Origin of the sequence: Billgrantia desiderata, assembly GCF_900108215.1 — a bacterium.
In the GTDB taxonomy this organism is placed as follows: Bacteria; Pseudomonadota; Gammaproteobacteria; order Pseudomonadales; family Halomonadaceae; genus Halomonas; species Halomonas desiderata.
In genome coordinates, this window is the sequence record NZ_FNVC01000029.1 from 45,549 (window position 1) to 62,980 (window position 17,432).

Here is a 17,432-nt window from a genome sequence, read left to right on the forward strand (position 1 = left end):
CGCCGAGCGCCCGCTCGGATCGATCAGAACGGTGAATCGGGGAAGTAGTATTGCTCGGCATTCTCCTGAGTGATCAGCGGGGAGCCGAGAATGTACTGACCGACCACCGGACCATTGGAGACGAAATGCTGCACCGTCAGGTCCATGGCGGTGGCGATCATCGCCGGCGGATAGAGCACGTCGACCGGCACGAGCCGATCGCCTTCCATGACTCGCCTGATGATGTCCTTCATGCCGGCACCGCCGACGATGAAGAGTTCGTCTTCGCGCCCGGCCTGACGTACCGCTTCGATCACCCCGATGGCAATATCGTCGTCCTGGGCCCACACCGCATCGATGCGATCGAAACGCGCCAGGAAATCCTGCATCACTTCGAAGCCGTCGTCACGGTTCCAGTTGGCGTGCTGCATGTCGAGGATGTTGATCTCGGAGCCCTCGATGGCCTCCTGGAAGCCCTGCACGCGCTCGTCGTCGATCACCGTGGGGATCCCGCGCAGCACCACGATGTCGCCCTGGCCGTCGAGTTGCTCACGAATGTACTCACCGGAGACACGTCCCAGCTCGTGGTTGTTACCGGCGACGTAGAGATCCTCGATACCCTCCTGCTCGAGGCCGCGGTCGACCACGGTAACGAACACGCCGGCATCCTTGACCCGCCGCACCGGGTCGGTCAGCGGGCCCGATTCGAAGGGCAGCACCACCAGCGCATCGATGTTGCGCTGTGAGACCAGATCCTCGAGATCGTTGGCCTGGCCACCCGGATCGCTCGCCGTGGTGATGGTGATGGAAATCTCGGGATAGAGCGACTCGAGGCGCTCTTTCGCCTGCTGAGCATGGAAGTTGACCCCGCCGGTCCAGCCATGGGTGGCGGCAGGAATGGAGACGCCGATCGTATACTCCTGAGCGGCGGCGAAAGTGGGCAGTCCCAACGCTGCAGCGGCAGCGAAGGCTGCTAGGGTCCTCTTGGTTGGCATGCTGATGCTCCTTAGCTGTTTGTGCTTGTTATCGTGCTGCTATAAGAGCGCCTCATGGCGCCGACTTCCTCCACGATGCGCGCTGCAGGTACACCGCGACGATGATGATGATTCCCTGCACCGTACCGTTGAGATAGTTGGAGATGGCATCGGTCAGATTGAGAATGTTGCCGATCATGGTCAGCATGATCGCTCCCACTACCGTGCCCCAGATGCGGCCGTGCCCGCCCTTGAGCACGGTGCCGCCGATGATCACCGCCGCGATCGCCTCGAGTTCCCACAGCACCCCGGTGGCGCCAGAGGCAGAGCCCAGCCGCGGCACGTAGATGATGGTCGCCAGCGCCACGCATACGCCCTGCAGCATGTAGGTCATGGTCTTGATGCGATCGACATGGATGGCGCTGTATTCGGCCACCTTCTCGTTGGAACCGATGGCAAAGCAGTAGCGGCCGAAGCGGGTATGGTTGAGCAGAATGTAGCCGGCCACTGCCACCATCAGGAACACCAGCACCGGAATCGGAATGCCCATCAGATGGCCGTAGTAGACCGGCCGATAGATGTCACGCACCCCCCAGTCCAACGACAGGGTCCCGCCATCTGCCAGGTAGGTCACCAGCGAACGATAGATGCCCATGGTGCCGAGGGTGACGATGAAGGCCTCGATCTTGCCTTTGGTGGTCACCATGCCGTTGATGAAACCGGCACACAGGCCCAGCAGCAGCGAGGCGCCGATGCCCAGCAATATGGTGGTGAGACCCGGGCCGAACTGCTCGACCAGGCTGTTCATCAGGATGATCATCACCCCGGCGATGAAGGCCGCCATCGAGCCCACCGAAAGGTCCAGCCCACCGGCAGTGATCACGAAGGTGGCGCCGATGGCGATGATGCCGATGAAGGCGCTGCGGGTGAGCATGTTGGAGAGGTTGTCCAGCCCCAGGAAGGCGGGGTTGATCAATACGCCCAGCATCGCCAGGGCCAGCAAGGCGATGAAAGGCCCCCATGTCTTGAGGTCGATGGAGACCCTGCTCTGCGTGAGCGATTTGTTGTCAGGCACGGCGTTGTTCATCGGCTCCCACCCCCTTGATCCCGGATGCGTACTGCATGATTTCTTGTTCGTTGATCTGCTCGCCCTCGAGCACGCCTGTCAGTACCCCGGCACACATCACCGCCACCCGATGCGAGAGGCCGATCAGCTCGGCCATCTCGGAGGAAACCAGGATCACCGAGCGCCCGGCCTCGGTGAGTTCCCGCACGAAGTGATAGATCTGGTGCTTGGTGCCCACGTCGATGCCACGGGTCGGCTCGTTGATGACGACGATCTCGGGATCGATGGACATGACCTTGGCCAGCAGCAGCTTCTGCTGATTGCCACCGGAGAGCTCGGCGGCAGTCGCCGCCTGGGTGCGCAAGCGAATGTCGAAGCGCTCGACGGCCTCCTTGAAGGCCTGCTCCTCGCGGCGACGGTCGATCAGCGGGCGGCAGTAGGCGCGCAGGTTGAGTAGGGTGAGATTGGGGCGCAGCCCCATGTTGAGCACCAGGCCCTTGCCCTTGCGGTCTTCGGTGAGATAGGCGATGCGCTGGCGCACCGCATCGCGCAGGTGGCGCAGTGCCACCGGTTGGCCGTTGCGCAACACCTCACCGCCACTGCGGGCACGCAGTCCCAGCACCGCTTCGATCAGTGCCGTGCGCCCGGCCCCCACCACTCCACCGAAGCCCAGCACCTCACCGCGGCGCAGGGTGAAGCTCGCCTGTTTCACGGCACCGGGAACGACGATGTCGCGGGCCTCCAGCACCACCTCCGCGTCGCTGGCCAGCGCGGTACGCTCGGGGTACATGTCGCTGATCTCGCGACCCACCATCAGCCGCGCCAACTCCTCCTTGCTGCGCCCGGCCATCGGTGCACTGTCGATCAGCCGGCCGTCGCGCAGCACCGTGACCCTGTCAGCGATCCGCTCGATCTCGCGTAGCTTGTGAGAGATGTAGAGGATCGCCACGCCGCGCTCGCGCAGCCTTTCGATCAGGGCGAACAGCACCTCAACTTCATGCTCGGTGAGGGCCGCCGTGGGCTCGTCCATGATCAGCACGCGCACGTCGCGCGTGATCGCCTTGGCGATTTCCACCATCTGCTGATCGGACGTGCTGAGGTCCTTGACCCTGGCCCGCGGGTCGACCCGGGTTTCGAGCTCGGCCAGCGCCGTACGGCAGCGCTCGCGCATGGCCCGATGGTCGAGGAAGGGGCCGCGTCGAATCTCGCGACCCAGAAAGACGTTCTCCTCCACGGTCAGCTGCTCGGCCAAGGCCAGCTCCTGGTGAATCATCACCACGCCATCGGCTTCGGCATCGCCGCTGCTGCGGTAGCGGCGCAGTTCGCCCTCGAGGCGGATCTCACCTTCGCTGGGACTCAGATAGCCCGCAAGAATGCGCACCAGCGTCGACTTGCCTGCGCCATTCTCACCCAGCAGCGCATGGACCTCGCCCGGCACCAGCTCGAGATCGATGTCGAACAGCACCTGGTTCTGGCCAAACGAGCGGCAGATCCGGCGAGCCGACAGCAGCGGATGATTCCGTGTGTGCATCAGCCCCACCCCGCATCGACGGTGAACTCATGGCCGGTCAGCTGGGCGCCGTCGTCCGCCGCCAGGAAAAGGACCATGGGGGCCACATGATCGGGCAACAGGCGAACCTTGAGACACTGATGCTCACGGATGCGCGCCTCGTCATCGGGACCGATCCACTTGTCGAGCTGACGCTGGGTCATGATGCATCCCGGGACCACGGTGTTGACGCGGATATTGCGCTCGCCCAGGTCCCGCGCCAGGCTGCGCGTCAGCCCATGCACCGCCGCCTTGGCCGTGACGTAGGCCGCCAGCCGGGGAATGGCCGTCTTGACGCTGATGGAGCCGAAGTTGATGATCGCCCCGCCGCCGGCTTCGATCATCTGATGTGCCGCCGCCTGGGCGGCAAAGAACATCGGACGCAGATTGAGCGCCATACGGTCGTCCCAATAGGCCACGTCGATATCCTGCCAATCATGGCGGTCGTCATTGGCGGCGTTGTTGACCAGGGTATGAATGGGGCCCAATTCGCGGCCCACGGTGGCAATCGTTGCCTGCAGCGCCGCCACGTCACGGATATCGCAGCGGTGGTAATGCGGAGCTCGGCCGGTCGTTGCCTGCAGCTCCTCCACCAGCGCCTGACTGGCGGCATCGTCGATATCGACGAAGGCGACTCTGGCCCCCTGGCGGTGAAAGGCCCGGGTCATCGCAGCGCCGATGCCGCTGCCGCCACCAGTAATGAAGACCACCTGCTGCTCGAGGCTGGGGTAGCGCGTCACGTCGCTGTTCATGCTTCACCTCCCACTTAGTTTTTTTTATTTACTAACTAGATTGGTCACCCCACCAAAAATCGTCAATGAGACGTTAGTCGCGATCCCTGTTTATCCTTCCATAACAGTATATTTGTCGTCGTACATCCGATATCGCAGTCCTCTTTAGGAAGGACTGATACTCATCAATTCGTTCAGTCTGACAACCAACTCAGGACACACGTGCCAGGATGCCGAGGCATGCCTACTCCGACATCGCCGCCCGGAGAGTCGGCGATGTCGGCTCGATTGGTGCTTCTCGTGCGCTCGGGCTACGCGGCAGCGTCACTCATAAGCCATCTCTTCGAGCTCCTTGCCCCGCGTCTCCTTGACCAGGCGCAGCACGAAGAACACCGACACCACTGCGCACAGGGCATAGAAGCCGTAGGCGCCGGCCAGGCCGATCGTGGCCAGCATGATGGGGAAGGTCATGGTGATGCCGAAGTTGGCCAGCCACTGGAACAGCCCGGCGATGGCCAGGCCCGAGCCACGCATCTGATTGGGGAACATCTCGCCGAGCATCACCCACATCACCGGGCCCCAGGAGACGTTGAAGAAGAACACGTAGGCGTTGGCGGCCAGCAGGGCGAACACCCCCATGTCATCGCCGAGGCGCAGGCGGCCATCGACCAGGGTCGCCGTGGAGAAGGCAAAGGCCATGCAGGCCAGGGTCAGGGCCATGCCCACCGAGCCCGCCCACAGCAGCGGCTTGCGTCCGATCTTGTCGATCAGGGCGATGGCGAGCAGGCAAGCGCCGATGCTGACCGCCCCCGAGATGACGTTGATCAGCAGCGCATCGCCCTCGGAGAAGCCCACCGACTGCCACAGCACGGCGCCGTAGTAGAACACCACGTTGATGCCCACCAACTGCTGGAACACGGCCAGCCCGATACCCACCCAGACGATGCCGTGCACCTTGCCGGTGGTACGGTCGAGCACGTCGCGCAGGCGCGGCTTGTGATCGCGGGCCAGGGTCGCATCGATCTCTGCCAGCTTGGCGCTCACCTCGCCCTCGGGCATCACCAGCCCCAGCACGCGGCGTGCCTCACTCTGCTTGCCGCTGCTGATCAGGTAGCGCGGGCTCTCGGGAATGAACAGCAGCGCCAGCAGGAACACCGCCGCCGGCAGCAGCTCGATCCAGAACATCCAGCGCCAGGTGGCGAAGCCCAGCCACAGCTCGGCCATGGCCGAGCCCGACACATGGGCCAGCACGTAGTTGCTGAGAAAGGCCACGAACAGCCCCGAGATGATCGCCACCTGCTGGATGGTGGCGAGCCGCCCGCGATAGGCGGCAGGTGCCACTTCGCTGATGTAGGCCGGGGTCATCACGCTGGCCGCCCCCACCGCCATGCCGCCCAGCACCCGATAGAAGACGAACTCCAGGGAACCACCGGCAATGCCCGAGCCCCAGGCGCTGACGAGGAAGAACACCGCCGCCACGATCAGCAGCGTACGGCGGCCGAAGCGGTCCGCCAGGCGCCCGGCGAAGAAGGCGCCCACGGCACAGCCGAGCAGCATCGAGGCGACGTTGAAGCCGGTGCCCACGCTGTCGGAGCCGAAAGCGGCCTGCAGGCCATCGACCGTGCCGTTGATGACACCGCTGTCGAAGCCGAACAGAAAGCCGCCGATGGCGGCGATACAGCAGATCATGAAGATATAGGCCGAGCGGCTCATTACCTTGCGTTCCTGCATGACATGTACTCCGCAAAAAGGGCGCCCGTGCGGGCGCCAAGGGGAGGAAGCCCCGCGATGAAGGGTGTCCTGGCGTGCGTTACCACCACACGTCCATCTGCAGACCGAAGGTCACGCCGTCGCTGTCATCAATGTTGATGGCATCGCCCGCCGCGCCCGCATCGATCGAGCGACTGGTGCGATCCGCCTGGAAGGCGTCGCCGTTCCAGTCCGCATAGGTGACGAAGGCGCGAATGACCGGACGTGCGAAGCCGCCTACCCCCGCCGACCACTGCTGCGCCAGGGTGGCCTTGGTCAAGCGGTGGCTGGGATCGCCGTTCTCGGGATCGACATAGTCATGGCCGATCTCCAGCGCCGTGCTCAGGTTGTCGGTCCAGTAGTAGGTCGGACGCACGCCGAGCGACATCCAGGTGGCCCCGGAGTCGTCGTCGAAGCGCTTCTCCTCGTAGATGGCCGCATACAGCAAGTCGAACCTGTCTGGCGCGAGCCAGACGTTGCCGTGATTGATCACACGCCACATCTCGCCGCCGGGCACGTCTGGAGAGACCCCGGCATTCATGCGCCCCTGGCCGGTGCCCGCATTGATGATGCCGTCGGTGGCGTACTGCAGCGCCAGCTTGTTGGTGCCGCCGAACCAGCTCTCCTGCTCATGCTGCAGAGTTACCATGTGGCCCCGCTTGGCCTCGCTGCCCTGGTAGTAGGCCTCCTGGGCTTCGCTGAGCTGGGCGCGACCGTAGTTGTAGCCCAGCACCAGGCTCCCGCCGGGATTGACGGGAATGTCCGACCAGCGGATGTCGAGAGTGTCGTTGGAGATGCGGTTGTCGGCATCGGGGTATTCGGTGTCGTCGGTGCCCGTGGCACGCATCCACGCCAGATGCAGCCTGCCGGTACCCACGTCGATGTTCTCGATACCGCCACCGGGGCCAGTGGAGTCCCAGTAGAAGAAGTCGTTGATGTGTACGTCATGGCGGCGGTAGAAGCGCTTGCCCGCCCATAAGGTGGCGCCGGGTAGGGCGTCGATCACGTTGTTGCCCTGAACGTACAGCTGCCGCAGGGAAACCTCGGTATCCTCGGCATCGTTCAGCTGGTTGGTGAAATACCCCACCATGCTGTTGAAGTAGAACGACCTGTCGCCCTCTTCGAACAGAGTGGCACCCAGCCCCAGCTCGGCATAGGTCTCGCACTCGTTGCCCAGACGATACTTGGCCCCCGCACCGTTGGCCCGAAAGCAGGCCTGGTCGCCGCCGCCTGCGGTATTGCCGACGCCGGAGCGCGCATAGCCGGTGAAGTCGATGCCGGACATCGCTCCCTCTTGTGCCTGTGCGCTGGCGAAGGCCAGGCAGCCGAGCCCGATCAGGCCCAGGCGGGAGAGAGTGTGTCTGGCATGAGGTGGCGTTTTCACTGTTGTCTTCATTGTTTGCTCCTGTGAATGATGGCGCTGCTTGTTGTTGGTAATAAGTCTGAACTAAGTGGTTAAGCGATGCGTGTCGTCTCCTTTGTCGTCAAAAGCAGGTATCGAAAAAGCGGGTATCGAAAGAGCGGGTACCGAACGTGAGTTCAGTCAGCGGGGTGACAGCGGAAGTGGCAGCACATCTCGCAGCGCTCCCCCTCTTCCAGGATCACCAGGCCTGATTCTTCAGAGGTAAGGCCCTGGGTGGGGGAGTCAGCGAAACGGTGGGCATCGACGCCATGGGAAACCGGCTCGAAGCAGAAGAAATCCGCCTGCTTGCCCGGCGAGAAGACCAGGTAGCGCGAGGTGTCGGCACGCACCTCGAGCGTCACGCCGCGCTCAGGCCAGCGCAGCTCGGCCCGGCCGTGCCAGCCGGTGAAGAGATTGTCGATCTTGCCGCTCGGCAGCCCCTTACCCCGCGAGAAGTTCCAGCTCTCGGTCGCCTCGAGCCGGCGCCATTCGGTAGGCAATTGGTCGGCGTCGACCTCCCACACGCCTTCGGCAGTAGCCTCGAGCCGCACATCGGCGCTGCGCGGGAACCAGGGATGCAGGCCCAGGCCATAGGGAGCCGGTGTCTCTCCCCGATGAGTCACGGCAAGGACCACCTCGAGGGTGTCATCCGCCAGGCGATAGCTCAGCTCCGCCAGGTAGTCGAACGGCGGCTGCTCAAACGAGCGCAGCGTCAGGCGCAGTTCGTGCTGCGCTTGCCGCTCCACCCGCCATTCCCGCTGCCAACCGTCGCCGTGGATCGGCAGGGGCTCACCGGCCAGGTTGGCCGCGAGCGGGTAGTGGCGCCCCTGCCAGGTGAAACCGCCCCCGCCGATACGGTTGGACCACGGCACCAGCGGATACATGGCCAGCCGGTTGGGGTCGCGCTCGGCGTCGTTGCCCGGACGCATCAGCGGCTCGGGGCCATGCTCGGTGAGCCTGTCGAAACGCACCACGGAGCCACCGACCAGCGGGTTGACCACCAGTCGCAGCCTGCCGTTGTCGAGAGTGATCGTCGTCATTGCGCTGTTCTCGCTCTCTGTTCAGGCCATGGTGGCCCGAGGTCTGGCCAGGGCCTCGTCCGGCAAGCGTCGTCCATCGATGCCGAAGGCATGCAGCAGCTCGTAGCGCGGCGTCAGGTAGAGAATGTCGCCGCTGCGCACCTCGGCGTCGCCGGGCAGACGCACGGTGAGCGGGCCGGTAGCATCGCTGTCGACATAGGCGAAAGCGTCGGCACCGAGCATCTCCACCACCCGCACCCGGGTGCGCCACTCCCCTGCCTCGTGGCTCACCTCGAGGTGCTCCGGGCGAATGCCCAGCGTGGTGGCGCCATGGGCCTTGGCCACCTCCCCTTCGATCAGGTTCATCTTCGGCGAGCCGATGAAGCCGGCCACGAACAGCGTCTCGGGGCGCTGGTAGAGGTTCATCGGCGTGCCGACCTGTTCGATCTGGCCAGCGTTCATCACCACGATGCAGTCGGCCAGGGTCATTGCCTCGACCTGATCGTGGGTGACATAGATCATGGTGGCGTCGAGTCGCTGGTGCAGCTCGGCCAGCTCCACGCGCATGCGGTTGCGCAGCGCCGCGTCGAGGTTGGAGAGCGGTTCGTCGAACAGGAACACCCCGGGGTTGCGCACGATGGCGCGACCGATGGCCACGCGCTGGCGCTGGCCGCCGGAGAGCTCGGCTGGCTTACGCTCGAGCAGCTCTTCCAGGTTGAGCAGGCGTGCCGCCTCGGCCACCTTCGCCATGCGCTCCTCGGTGGGCACCTTGGCCAGGCGCATGCCGAAGTCGATGTTGCGTGCCACCGTCATGTGCGGATAGAGCGCGTAGGACTGGAACACCATGGCGATGTTGCGCTCGCTGGGCTCGGCGGTGGTGACGTCGCGCCCGCCAATGGAGATGGCACCGCGGGTCACCGTCTCGAGCCCGGCGATCATGCGCAGCAGGGTCGACTTGCCGCAGCCGGAGGGGCCCACCAGCACGGTGAAGGAGCCGTCCTCGATGCGCAGGTTGAGGTTGGGGATCACCGTGGTCTTGCCACGGAAGGTCTTCTCGATGTCGACCAGGGTTACGTCAGCCATAGCATGTCTCTTCTTGCCGCCTGTTGTGTTTGGTTGTGGGCGTAATCGGGTTCAGCGGGTATTGCGGCGATAGCGGAACCCGGCGAAGTCCGCCGGCGTGGCGCGTCCGCTGATGTCATGCGCCGCCATACCCAGAAAGTTGCCGGTGAAGTAGCCGTGGGCGCGACCGCTGCCTTCGTCCGAGAGCAGCCCGGCGTCCAGCACCGGGCCGATCGGCCGCCACCCGGCGCTGCCCTGGGCGAAGCGGAACTGCAGCTCGCGCTCACGGATGTCGAGGCCGAGACGTACCGGCAGGCCGGGCTCGAGCGCCACGCCGCCCTCGACGATGTCGAGCTGCCCGCTGGGCCACTCGTCGTGGCAGCTCATCACGCTGAGCACCTTGTTGCCCTCATCGTTCAGGCTCACTGCGAGATAGTGGAACTTGAAGCGGTTGTAGTAGGCGATCAGCCCGGCGAACTGCTGGATGTCGTCGGGCTCGAACTCGAGTTCGGTCTCGGCGCTGCAGTGCCAGCTGTCCTGGCGCCTTGCCACCAGCGCCTGCTCGAACCAGGAACCCACCGACTCGCGGCCGTAAAGACGCAGATAACCGGGCAGCGCATCGAGCGAGAACAGCCGCTCGGGCTCGGGCGTGCGCAGCCACTGGAAATCCGCCGGCAGCGCGCCGGGCGCGAACGCATAGGTTTCCTCCTCGGCCGGCTCCCACTGCGCCACGCCGGTCTCGACGCCAGCAAGGGCCACCTCCAGCGCCGGAACGTTGCCGCCATGGGCCAGGCGCAGCCAGCCGTCCTCGCCCCACTCGACCCGCTGGATCGCCGTCTCGCGCCCCAGCGGCGAGCGGCGCGTGCCGGGCAGCGGCCGGCTGCACAGGTGCACCATATAGGTCTCGCCTTCCGGCGTATCGACCAGATCGGCGTGGCCGGCACGCTGCAGCGGATTGTCCGGATCCTGGCGCGTGGTCAGCACCGGGTTGTCCGGGTGTACCTCATAGGGGCCGGCGATCTCGCGCGAGCGCGCCATGGTCACGGCGTGGTCGTAGCCGGTACCGCCCTCGGCCACCAGCAGGTGGTACCAGCCGTCGCGGCGATAGAGGTGCGGCCCCTCGGTGAGCTTCATCTCGGTGCCGGCAAAGATGTTGCGGATCGGGCCGACCAGTTGCCTGCGCTCGACGTCGTACTCCTGCAGCAGGATGCCGCCGAAGCGATCGCCGCCCTCGCGCTGGCGGTAGTCCCACTTGAGGTTGACCAGCCACTTGCGGCCGTCGTCATCGTGGAACAGCGAGGGATCGAAGCCGCTGGAATTGAGATACACCGGGTCGCTCCAGGGTCCCTCGATGGCGGGCGCGGTGACCAGATAGTTGTGGCCATCCTTGAAGTTGCCCTCGTAGCGCTTCATGTCGGTGTAGATCAGCCAGAACAAGCCGTCGGCATGGGTCAGGCAAGGCGCCCAGATGCCACAGGAGTCGGGATTGCCGCGCATGTCGAGCTGGGCGGCCCGGGCCAGCGGCCGGCTCACCAGCCGCCAGTTGGCCAGGTCCCGCGAGTGGTGGATCTGCACTCCCGGGTACCACTCGAAGGTGGAGGTGGCGATGTAGTAGTCCTCACCGACCCGGCAGATCGAGGGATCGGGGTTGAAGCCGGGGAGAATCGGGTTGCGGATGGTATCGGTCATCGGTGTCATCCCTTGACGGAGCCGCCGGTCAGTCCGGCCACGATGTATTTCTGCGCGGCGAGGAAGAAGATCACCGCCGGCGTGATGGTCAGCGTCACGAACGCCAGGATCATGTTCCACTGGGTCAGGTACTCGCCCTGGAACTGCATCATGCCCAGCGGCCAGGTGTAGATGGAGCGGTCGTTGAGCACCACCAGCGGCAGCAGGAAGTTGTTCCAGCTCTGCACGAAGACGAACACCCCCACGGTGGCCAGGATCGGCGTCGACAGCGGCAGGGTGAACGACCAGAAGAAGCGCAGGTAACTGCAGCCATCGACGTAGGCGGCCTCGAACAACTCCTTGGGCAGCTGATCGAAGAACGCCTTGAACAGCAGGATCGCCAGCGACAGGCCGAAGGCGGTCTGCGGCAGGATCACCGCCCAGTAGGTATCCAGCAGACCCAGGTCGCGCACCTTGATGAACAGCGGCAGGATCGCCGCAGCGAAGGGGAACATCAGCCCCAGCAGCAGGTAGGAGTGGATCATCCGCGAGCCGAAGAAGCGGATCTGCGAGAACACGTAGGCCGCCGCCGCGCCCACTACCAGGGTCAGCAGCACCGTCATCGACGAGATGAAGAACGAGTTGCCCATGTAGCGCCAGAAATTGCCGTCGAGGAAGATCGCGACGTAGTTCTGCGGATTCCAGGCGTCGGGCAGCCACAGCGGGTTGGTGCGCAGCTCGGCGTTGGTCTTGAAGCCGCCGAAGAAGGACGCCAGCAGCGGGCCGATGACCAGGCTGGCCACCAGGATCAACACGATCACGCGCAGGGTGTTGCGGAAGGTTGCGCTGCTCATGTCCGCTCCTCCTTCGCCGTGGCGCGCTGGTAGAACAGCGCAATGCCGATGGCGAGCACGAACAGCACCACGGCGGCGGCACTACCGAAGCCGATGTTGAGCCGCGACAGGCCGAAGGTGTAGAGGTAGGTGACGATGGTATGGGTCGAGTTTGACGGCCCGCCGTTGGTCATCGGGATGATGATGTCGAAGATCTGCAGCGAACCGATAATGGCGAAGAAGCCGCTCACCACGATGGCGTGCTTGATCAGCGGGATCTGCACGAACAGGGCCACCTGACGCGGCTTGGCACCCTCGAGCTTGGCCGCTTCGATCAGGTCCTTGGGCACGCTCTGCAGCGCGGCGATGTAGATCATCATGTGGAAGCCGAAGTACTTCCATACGATCACCGTCATGATCGCCGGGAAAGCCCACTGGCGATCGGCCAGCACGTAGACCGACTCCTGCCCCAGGGTCTGGAACATGAAGGCGGTGATGCCGTAGTCACCATCGAAGACGAAGCTCCAGATCAGCCCGGCGGCCACCTCGGCAAGAATGTAGGGCAGGAAGAACACCAGCCGGAACAGGGTGTTGGTCGGGGTCTTGCGATACACCAGCAGCGCCAGGCCCAGCGCCAGCGGCATCTGGATGATCAACGAGACGAGGATCAGCTTGGCGGTGTTCCACAGCGCAGTGTGGAACACCGAGTGGTCGAGCAGCCGCTCGTAGTTCTGGGTGCCGACGAAGTTGGTCGGCGTGCCGTAGCCGTTCCAGGAGAAGGCACTGTAGTAGGCCGCATCGGCCAGCGGCAGGATGACGAACAGCGAGAACAGGATCAGCGCCGGGGGCAGCAGGATCAGCACGGCGGTGAACTTGCCGTTGGCCAGCCCCTGCCGCAGGCGATCGGTGTTGCTTCTCCTGTGCACGGCAGGTCGGGTCAGGGTACTCATGACGGATTCCCTTCGGAGAACGGGGCCCGGCGCGGCGTGAGCGCGGCACCGGGCATGCTCAGGTTCGTGGATGCGTCCGACGAACGGCTCAGCGGAACATCCAGGCCTCTTCGACCTGGGCAGCCGCCTCCTCGGGCGTGATCTCGCCCTGCGCCAGGTCGCCGCTGATGTCGTTTACCGTGGCACCGACGGAAGTGCCCAGCGCCTGGTCGAGGAACACCTGATGGAAGTTGGATTCGCTGAGGATCTGCGCCACCTTGCGCGCATAGGGCGTATCGAGTTCCTCCTCGGAGCCATGGGCCACCGGCACGAAGATGCCGAGCCGCGCCGCCTCGCGCTGGTTCTCCTCGTTGAGCAGGAAGCGCAGGAAGTCCACCGCCTCGTCGGAAGCGTCGCGGGTCACGGCGAAGCCGTTCATGCCGCCGAAGCTGTCATCGTTGCCGGCGCCATCGTCCACCCGGGGAAAGCGAATGAACTCGAGATCCTCGTCGGGCACGCCCTCGCCCGTCATCGAGCGCTCCTTGGAGGGGATGTAGTCCCAGTCGCCCATCAGGTGCAGGGCCGCCTCGCCGTCGCCGAACATGCCGCTGGCACGCTCGTAGGAAGTCGCCATGAAGCCCGACTGGAAGGGGTTGAGTTCGACGAAGGACTGCAGCAGCTCGCCAGCGCGCACGAAGGGCTCACCCTCGAAGCCGCCGTTCTCGCCCTCCTTGGCCGCCTCGATGCCCTCGCCGCCGGCCAGGCGCGTGGCCAGGTAGCCCCAGTAGAAGTGCATCGGCCAGCCATCCTGGCCACCCACCACGGCGGGGGTGATGCCGCTTTCGCGCAGGGCGACCACCGCCTCCTGCAGGTCCTCCCAGGTCTCGATGGCTTCGATGTCGACGCCGGCCTGTTCGGTCAGTGCGGTGTTGGCCCAGAAGCCCACTACGGTAGCGTAGAGCGGCGCGCCGTAGATGCGATCGTCCAGCGTGAAGGCGCGCACGGCCGACTCGGGATAGAGATCCTGCCAACCGTCCTGCATCTCCTCGGTGAGGTCGCGCACGAAGCCGGCCTCGACCTGGTCGCGCAGCCCCTCGCCGCCCCAGCTGTAGAAGATGTCAGGGCGCTGATTGGATTGCAGCAGGGTGGGCAGGCGCGTCTTGTAGGCCTCGTTGGCAATGTATTCGAAGACCACATTGACTCCCGGGTTCTGCGCCTCGTACTCGGCGACGATATCGGCGTAATACTGCTTCTCGACGTCGCTGATCTCGACCCGCAGCACCCGCACGGTGGTATCGGCCGCCGCAGCGAATGCAGCCAGGCCCGAAGTGAGCGCAACGGCAGCGGCCAACCAGCGCTTAGCGCGCGCCGGCTGTGACGAGCGTTGTCCTGTAATGTGCATGACGAGCTCCTTGTCTTGTTGTAAGCGCATGGTGCACCTCTTGTTCTGAGAAAATCATTGGGATGAAAAATCAGCCCCAGCCGCCATCGACGGCTATCTCCTGGCCCGTTATCGCGGCGCTATCGGCACTGGCCAGGAACAGCACGGTGGGGGCGATGTGCCTGGGCTCGAGCCGCAGCTTCAAGCACTGATGGGCCAGGATCGATGCCTCCTCTTCGGGGCCGATCCACTTCTGCAACTGGCGCTCGGTCAGGATCGAGCCGGGCACCAGGGTGTTGACGCGGATGCCGTAGCGTCCCAGGTCGCGGGCCAGGCTGCGTGTCAGGCCATGCACCGCCGCCTTGGCGGTGACGTAGGCCGACAGTTCGGGGATGGCCATCTGCACGCTGATCGAGCCGAAGTTGATGATCGCGCCGCCGCCGGCCTCGATCATCTGGTGCGCCGCTGCCTGGGCGGCGAAGAACATCGGTCGCAGGTTGAGCGACATGCGCTCGTCCCAGTAGGCAACGTCGACCTCTTGCCAGGTGTGGCGATCGTCGTTGGCAGCGTTGTTGACCAGGGTATGGATGGGCCCAAACTCCCGACCGACCTCGGCAATGGCCGCTTGCAGGGCCGCGACGTCACGGATGTCGCAGTGACGATAGTGCGGCGCCCGGCCGGTCTCTGCCTTGAGCCGCTCCACCAGCGCCTGACTGGCGGCATCATCGATATCGACGAAGGCGACACGAGCTCCCTGTCGGTGAAAGGCTCGGGTCAGTTCTGCGCCAATGCCGCTACCTCCGCCAGTGATGAAGACCACCCGCTGTTCGAGGCTGGGGTAACGCGCCGCGTCGTTGCTCATGCTCTCTCCACTTAGTTTTTTCTATTTACTAAGCGGAGAGTGGACACCCTCCAGTGGATCAGCAATGCGACGTTAGTAGAAACTCGAAGTTTATTTACCTAAATCAGATAGATTCCTGCACATGACGGGAATGGGCAGTCACTTTCGAGCATGGCCGATGGTTTTTAATTCGTTTATTCTTGGAACCAACCCGCTCTCGCAACGAACCCAGACGCTCTTCGGTACGCTACGCGTGGGCATCGGCTTCATCCGTTTTTCCGCTGTGCGCGGACCGCAGGGCCTCCTTACTCTATGTCTACCAGCAATCAACAGCACAAGGCGGGCGATCTCCACTTCCTCAAGCGGCTCAACCGTAGCGCCATTCTCGAGCTCGTGCGTCGTACCCCCGGCCTCACTCGTGCCGACATCGCCACCCAGGCTCAGTTGACCAAGGCCACCGTGGGTGCCGGCGTGCAATCCCTGCTGAATCAGGGTTGGCTGCGGGAAGGGGAGCTGCAGAAGAGCAGCGGCGGTCGCCCGGGTCGTGCTCTGCACCTCAACGAAGAGCAGCACGTCCTGCTCGGTGCCGAGGTTGGCGTACATGGGTTACGCCTGGTGGCCTGTACGCTGGCGGGCCAGGTGCTGGTTTCACACCACGAGCACCTCGTGCCCACTACCCCCGAAGTCACTGCCGAGCTGCTTGGGGAACTGCTGCACGGGCTGATGCAAGAAGCTCCGGTCAAGAAGCGCCGTTGTCTGGGCCTCGGCATTGCCCTGCCCGGCCCTATCGCACCCAACAAGCCGGTACTGCGGCTGGCTCCCAACCTGGGCTGGCGAGACGTGCGTTTCCTCGAGCTGCTTCGTCCCCACCTGCCCCACCTGGAGGGCACCTGGCTGATGGACAACGAAGCGAAGTCGGCGGCCTTCGGCGAACTCTACTTCCGTACCGGCAACATTCCCGAGTCGCTGGTTTACGTCAGCGCCGGCACCGGCATCGGTAGCGGCATGGTGGAGGGCAGCCACTTGCCGCTGGTCACTCGCGGCATCCAGGGTCTGGCCGGTGAGATCGGGCATACCGTCCTGCAACCCGGGGGGCTCTACTGCCACTGCGGCAATCGCGGCTGCGCCGAAACTCTGGTCAGCGGCTGGTCGATCCGCGCCGCCCTGGGCATTGCGGAAGAGGAAGACCTCATCGAGAGCTTGCTGCCAAGGCTGGATGAGCCCGACGTGCAGGTCACGCTGCGCCGGGCCGGCGAAGCGCTGGGAGTCCTGCTGCTCAACCTGCACCACACCCAGAACCCCTCCGAGATCGTGCTGGGCGGCTCCCTCACCCAGTTGGGCGCTCCCCTGCTCGGCCCCGCCCTCGACTTCTTCAAGGCCAATCAGAACCGCCTGCTCGGCACCACTCAGCAGGTACCGCTGCGGGTGGTTCAGGACTCCACCTTCATCGCCGCCAGAGGCGCCGCCGCCCAGGTTCTGGCCAGCATCATTCACGGCTCGAGCGATCTCGGCGACACCTTTTTCTGATACGCCCCCTGCGGATCGCGACCAAGGTCGATACCATCCACTAAGTTAAAAGATTGAACTTAGTGGCTTCATCGCCCAGGATAAAACCGGATACACCTAGCTGTGCATCCGTCGGACCGAATCCATCATCGACAACAACCGCAGGAGCCCGTCATGTCCCTGGAAGGCAAGATGCTGATCGGCCGCGAGGCCGTCAGCGGCAGTTCCACGCCCATCCACGCCGTCGACCCCGCCACCGGTGAGCGGCTGGCACCCGCCTACGCCGGTGGCACCCAGGCCGAGGTGGAGCGCGCCTGTGCCTTGGCCGAAGAGGCATTCGGCGTCTACCGCGAGACGACGCTGGAGCAGCGCGCCACATTCCTCGAAACCATCGCCGGCGAGATCGAGGCCATCGGCGATGAACTGATCGAACGCGCCATGGCCGAGACCGGCCTGCCCCGCCCCCGCCTCGAGGGCGAGCGCGGCCGCACCTGCGGCCAGCTGCGCCTGTTCGCCAAGGTGGTACGCGCCGGCGAGTGGCTCGACCTGCGCCTCGATCCGGCCCTGCCCGAGCGTGAGCCGCTGCCCCGCGCCGACCTGCGCCAGCGCCACATTCCGCTCGGCCCGGTCGCCGTGTTCGGCGCCTCGAACTTCCCGCTGGCCTTTTCCGTGGCCGGTGGCGATACCGCCTCGGCACTCGCTGCCGGCTGCCCGGTGATCGTCAAGGCCCACTCCGCCCACCC

Annotated in this window: 15 protein-coding genes; 2 read left to right on the plus strand and 13 right to left on the minus strand. The window is 64.7% G+C overall.

Features of this window, described 5'->3' with window-relative positions:
* Positions 1 to 23: 23 nt before the first annotated feature.
* The 13 genes from C4S71_RS19780 to C4S71_RS19840 form a co-directional block, all read right to left on the minus strand.
* Complete coding sequence (locus C4S71_RS19780; RefSeq protein WP_103970294.1) at positions 24 to 974, minus strand: ABC transporter substrate-binding protein; 951 nt, start codon at positions 972 to 974, stop codon at positions 24 to 26.
* 52 nt (positions 975 to 1,026) lie between these two features.
* Entirely contained in the window at positions 1,027 to 2,028 is a 1,002-nt protein-coding gene (locus C4S71_RS19785) for an ABC transporter permease (protein WP_234238404.1), read from the minus strand.
* Positions 2,021 to 3,550, minus strand: a complete 1,530-nt coding sequence (locus tag C4S71_RS19790) for a sugar ABC transporter ATP-binding protein (protein ID WP_103970296.1) — start codon at positions 3,548 to 3,550, stop codon at positions 2,021 to 2,023. Before C4S71_RS19790 ends, C4S71_RS19785 begins: the two co-directional genes overlap by 8 nt.
* Positions 3,550 to 4,320, minus strand: a complete 771-nt coding sequence (locus tag C4S71_RS19795; RefSeq protein ID WP_103970297.1) for an SDR family NAD(P)-dependent oxidoreductase — start codon at positions 4,318 to 4,320, stop codon at positions 3,550 to 3,552. Before C4S71_RS19795 ends, C4S71_RS19790 begins: the two co-directional genes overlap by 1 nt.
* 303 nt (positions 4,321 to 4,623) lie before the next feature.
* Positions 4,624 to 6,030 carry a sugar porter family MFS transporter gene (locus C4S71_RS19800; RefSeq protein ID WP_103970298.1) on the minus strand — a complete coding sequence of 469 codons (1,407 nt, stop codon included), beginning with the start codon at positions 6,028 to 6,030 and terminating at the stop codon, positions 4,624 to 4,626.
* A gap of 79 nt (positions 6,031 to 6,109) precedes the next feature.
* Positions 6,110 to 7,444: a maltoporin gene (gene lamB, locus C4S71_RS19805; RefSeq protein WP_234238407.1), complete on the minus strand. Its 1,335-nt coding sequence runs from the start codon at positions 7,442 to 7,444 to the stop codon at positions 6,110 to 6,112.
* Between the two features lie 143 nt (positions 7,445 to 7,587).
* Positions 7,588 to 8,490 carry an aldose 1-epimerase gene (locus tag C4S71_RS19810; RefSeq protein WP_103970299.1) on the minus strand — a complete coding sequence of 301 codons (903 nt, stop codon included), beginning with the start codon at positions 8,488 to 8,490 and terminating at the stop codon, positions 7,588 to 7,590.
* A 21-nt stretch (positions 8,491 to 8,511) separates the two neighbouring features.
* Positions 8,512 to 9,552 carry an ABC transporter ATP-binding protein gene (locus C4S71_RS19815; protein WP_086511012.1) on the minus strand — a complete coding sequence of 347 codons (1,041 nt, stop codon included), beginning with the start codon at positions 9,550 to 9,552 and terminating at the stop codon, positions 8,512 to 8,514.
* 51 nt (positions 9,553 to 9,603) lie between these two features.
* A complete protein-coding gene (locus tag C4S71_RS19820; protein ID WP_086511011.1) occupies positions 9,604 to 11,220 on the minus strand; it encodes a glycoside hydrolase family 43 protein in 1,617 nt (538 codons plus the stop codon).
* Positions 11,221 to 11,225: 5 nt separating this feature from the next.
* Complete coding sequence (locus C4S71_RS19825) at positions 11,226 to 12,053, minus strand: carbohydrate ABC transporter permease (protein ID WP_086511010.1); 828 nt, start codon at positions 12,051 to 12,053, stop codon at positions 11,226 to 11,228.
* Entirely contained in the window at positions 12,050 to 12,982 is a 933-nt protein-coding gene (locus C4S71_RS19830; protein WP_086511009.1) for a carbohydrate ABC transporter permease, read from the minus strand. The genes C4S71_RS19825 and C4S71_RS19830 overlap by 4 nt, the downstream gene beginning before the upstream one ends.
* Positions 12,983 to 13,070: 88 nt before the next feature.
* Positions 13,071 to 14,363, minus strand: coding sequence for an ABC transporter substrate-binding protein (locus C4S71_RS19835; protein ID WP_103970300.1), 1,293 nt, complete (start codon positions 14,361 to 14,363; stop codon positions 13,071 to 13,073).
* 70 nt (positions 14,364 to 14,433) lie between these two features.
* On the minus strand, positions 14,434 to 15,204 hold the full coding sequence (locus C4S71_RS19840; RefSeq protein ID WP_086511007.1) for an SDR family NAD(P)-dependent oxidoreductase: 771 nt from the start codon (positions 15,202 to 15,204) through the stop codon (positions 14,434 to 14,436).
* A gap of 291 nt (positions 15,205 to 15,495) precedes the next feature.
* On the opposite strand from C4S71_RS19840, the gene C4S71_RS19845 reads away from it, so the two are divergent.
* Together C4S71_RS19845 and C4S71_RS19850 are read left to right on the plus strand one after the other, a co-directional pair.
* Positions 15,496 to 16,710: an ROK family protein gene (locus C4S71_RS19845; RefSeq protein WP_103970301.1), complete on the plus strand. Its 1,215-nt coding sequence runs from the start codon at positions 15,496 to 15,498 to the stop codon at positions 16,708 to 16,710.
* A gap of 153 nt (positions 16,711 to 16,863) precedes the next feature.
* Positions 16,864 to 17,432: aldehyde dehydrogenase family protein (locus C4S71_RS19850; protein WP_146064630.1), on the plus strand; the 569-nt coding region annotated here is incomplete at its 3' end.

Coding starts and splice junctions, on each gene's coding strand:
- C4S71_RS19780 (WP_103970294.1), bottom strand. CDS start 974: ATGCCAACCAAGAGGACCCTAGCAGCCTTCGCTGCCGCTGCAGCGTTG.
- C4S71_RS19790 (WP_103970296.1), bottom strand. CDS start 3,550: ATGCACACACGGAATCATCCGCTGCTGTCGGCTCGCCGGATCTGCCGC.
- C4S71_RS19795 (WP_103970297.1), bottom strand. CDS start 4,320: ATGAACAGCGACGTGACGCGCTACCCCAGCCTCGAGCAGCAGGTGGTC.
- C4S71_RS19800 (WP_103970298.1), bottom strand. CDS start 6,030: ATGCAGGAACGCAAGGTAATGAGCCGCTCGGCCTATATCTTCATGATC.
- lamB (WP_234238407.1), bottom strand. CDS start 7,444: ATGAAGACAACAGTGAAAACGCCACCTCATGCCAGACACACTCTCTCC.
- C4S71_RS19810 (WP_103970299.1), bottom strand. CDS start 8,490: ATGACGACGATCACTCTCGACAACGGCAGGCTGCGACTGGTGGTCAAC.
- C4S71_RS19815 (WP_086511012.1), bottom strand. CDS start 9,552: ATGGCTGACGTAACCCTGGTCGACATCGAGAAGACCTTCCGTGGCAAG.
- C4S71_RS19820 (WP_086511011.1), bottom strand. CDS start 11,220: ATGACCGATACCATCCGCAACCCGATTCTCCCCGGCTTCAACCCCGAT.
- C4S71_RS19825 (WP_086511010.1), bottom strand. CDS start 12,053: ATGAGCAGCGCAACCTTCCGCAACACCCTGCGCGTGATCGTGTTGATC.
- C4S71_RS19830 (WP_086511009.1), bottom strand. CDS start 12,982: ATGAGTACCCTGACCCGACCTGCCGTGCACAGGAGAAGCAACACCGAT.
- C4S71_RS19835 (WP_103970300.1), bottom strand. CDS start 14,363: ATGCACATTACAGGACAACGCTCGTCACAGCCGGCGCGCGCTAAGCGC.
- C4S71_RS19840 (WP_086511007.1), bottom strand. CDS start 15,204: ATGAGCAACGACGCGGCGCGTTACCCCAGCCTCGAACAGCGGGTGGTC.
- C4S71_RS19845 (WP_103970301.1), top strand. CDS start 15,496: ATGTCTACCAGCAATCAACAGCACAAGGCGGGCGATCTCCACTTCCTC.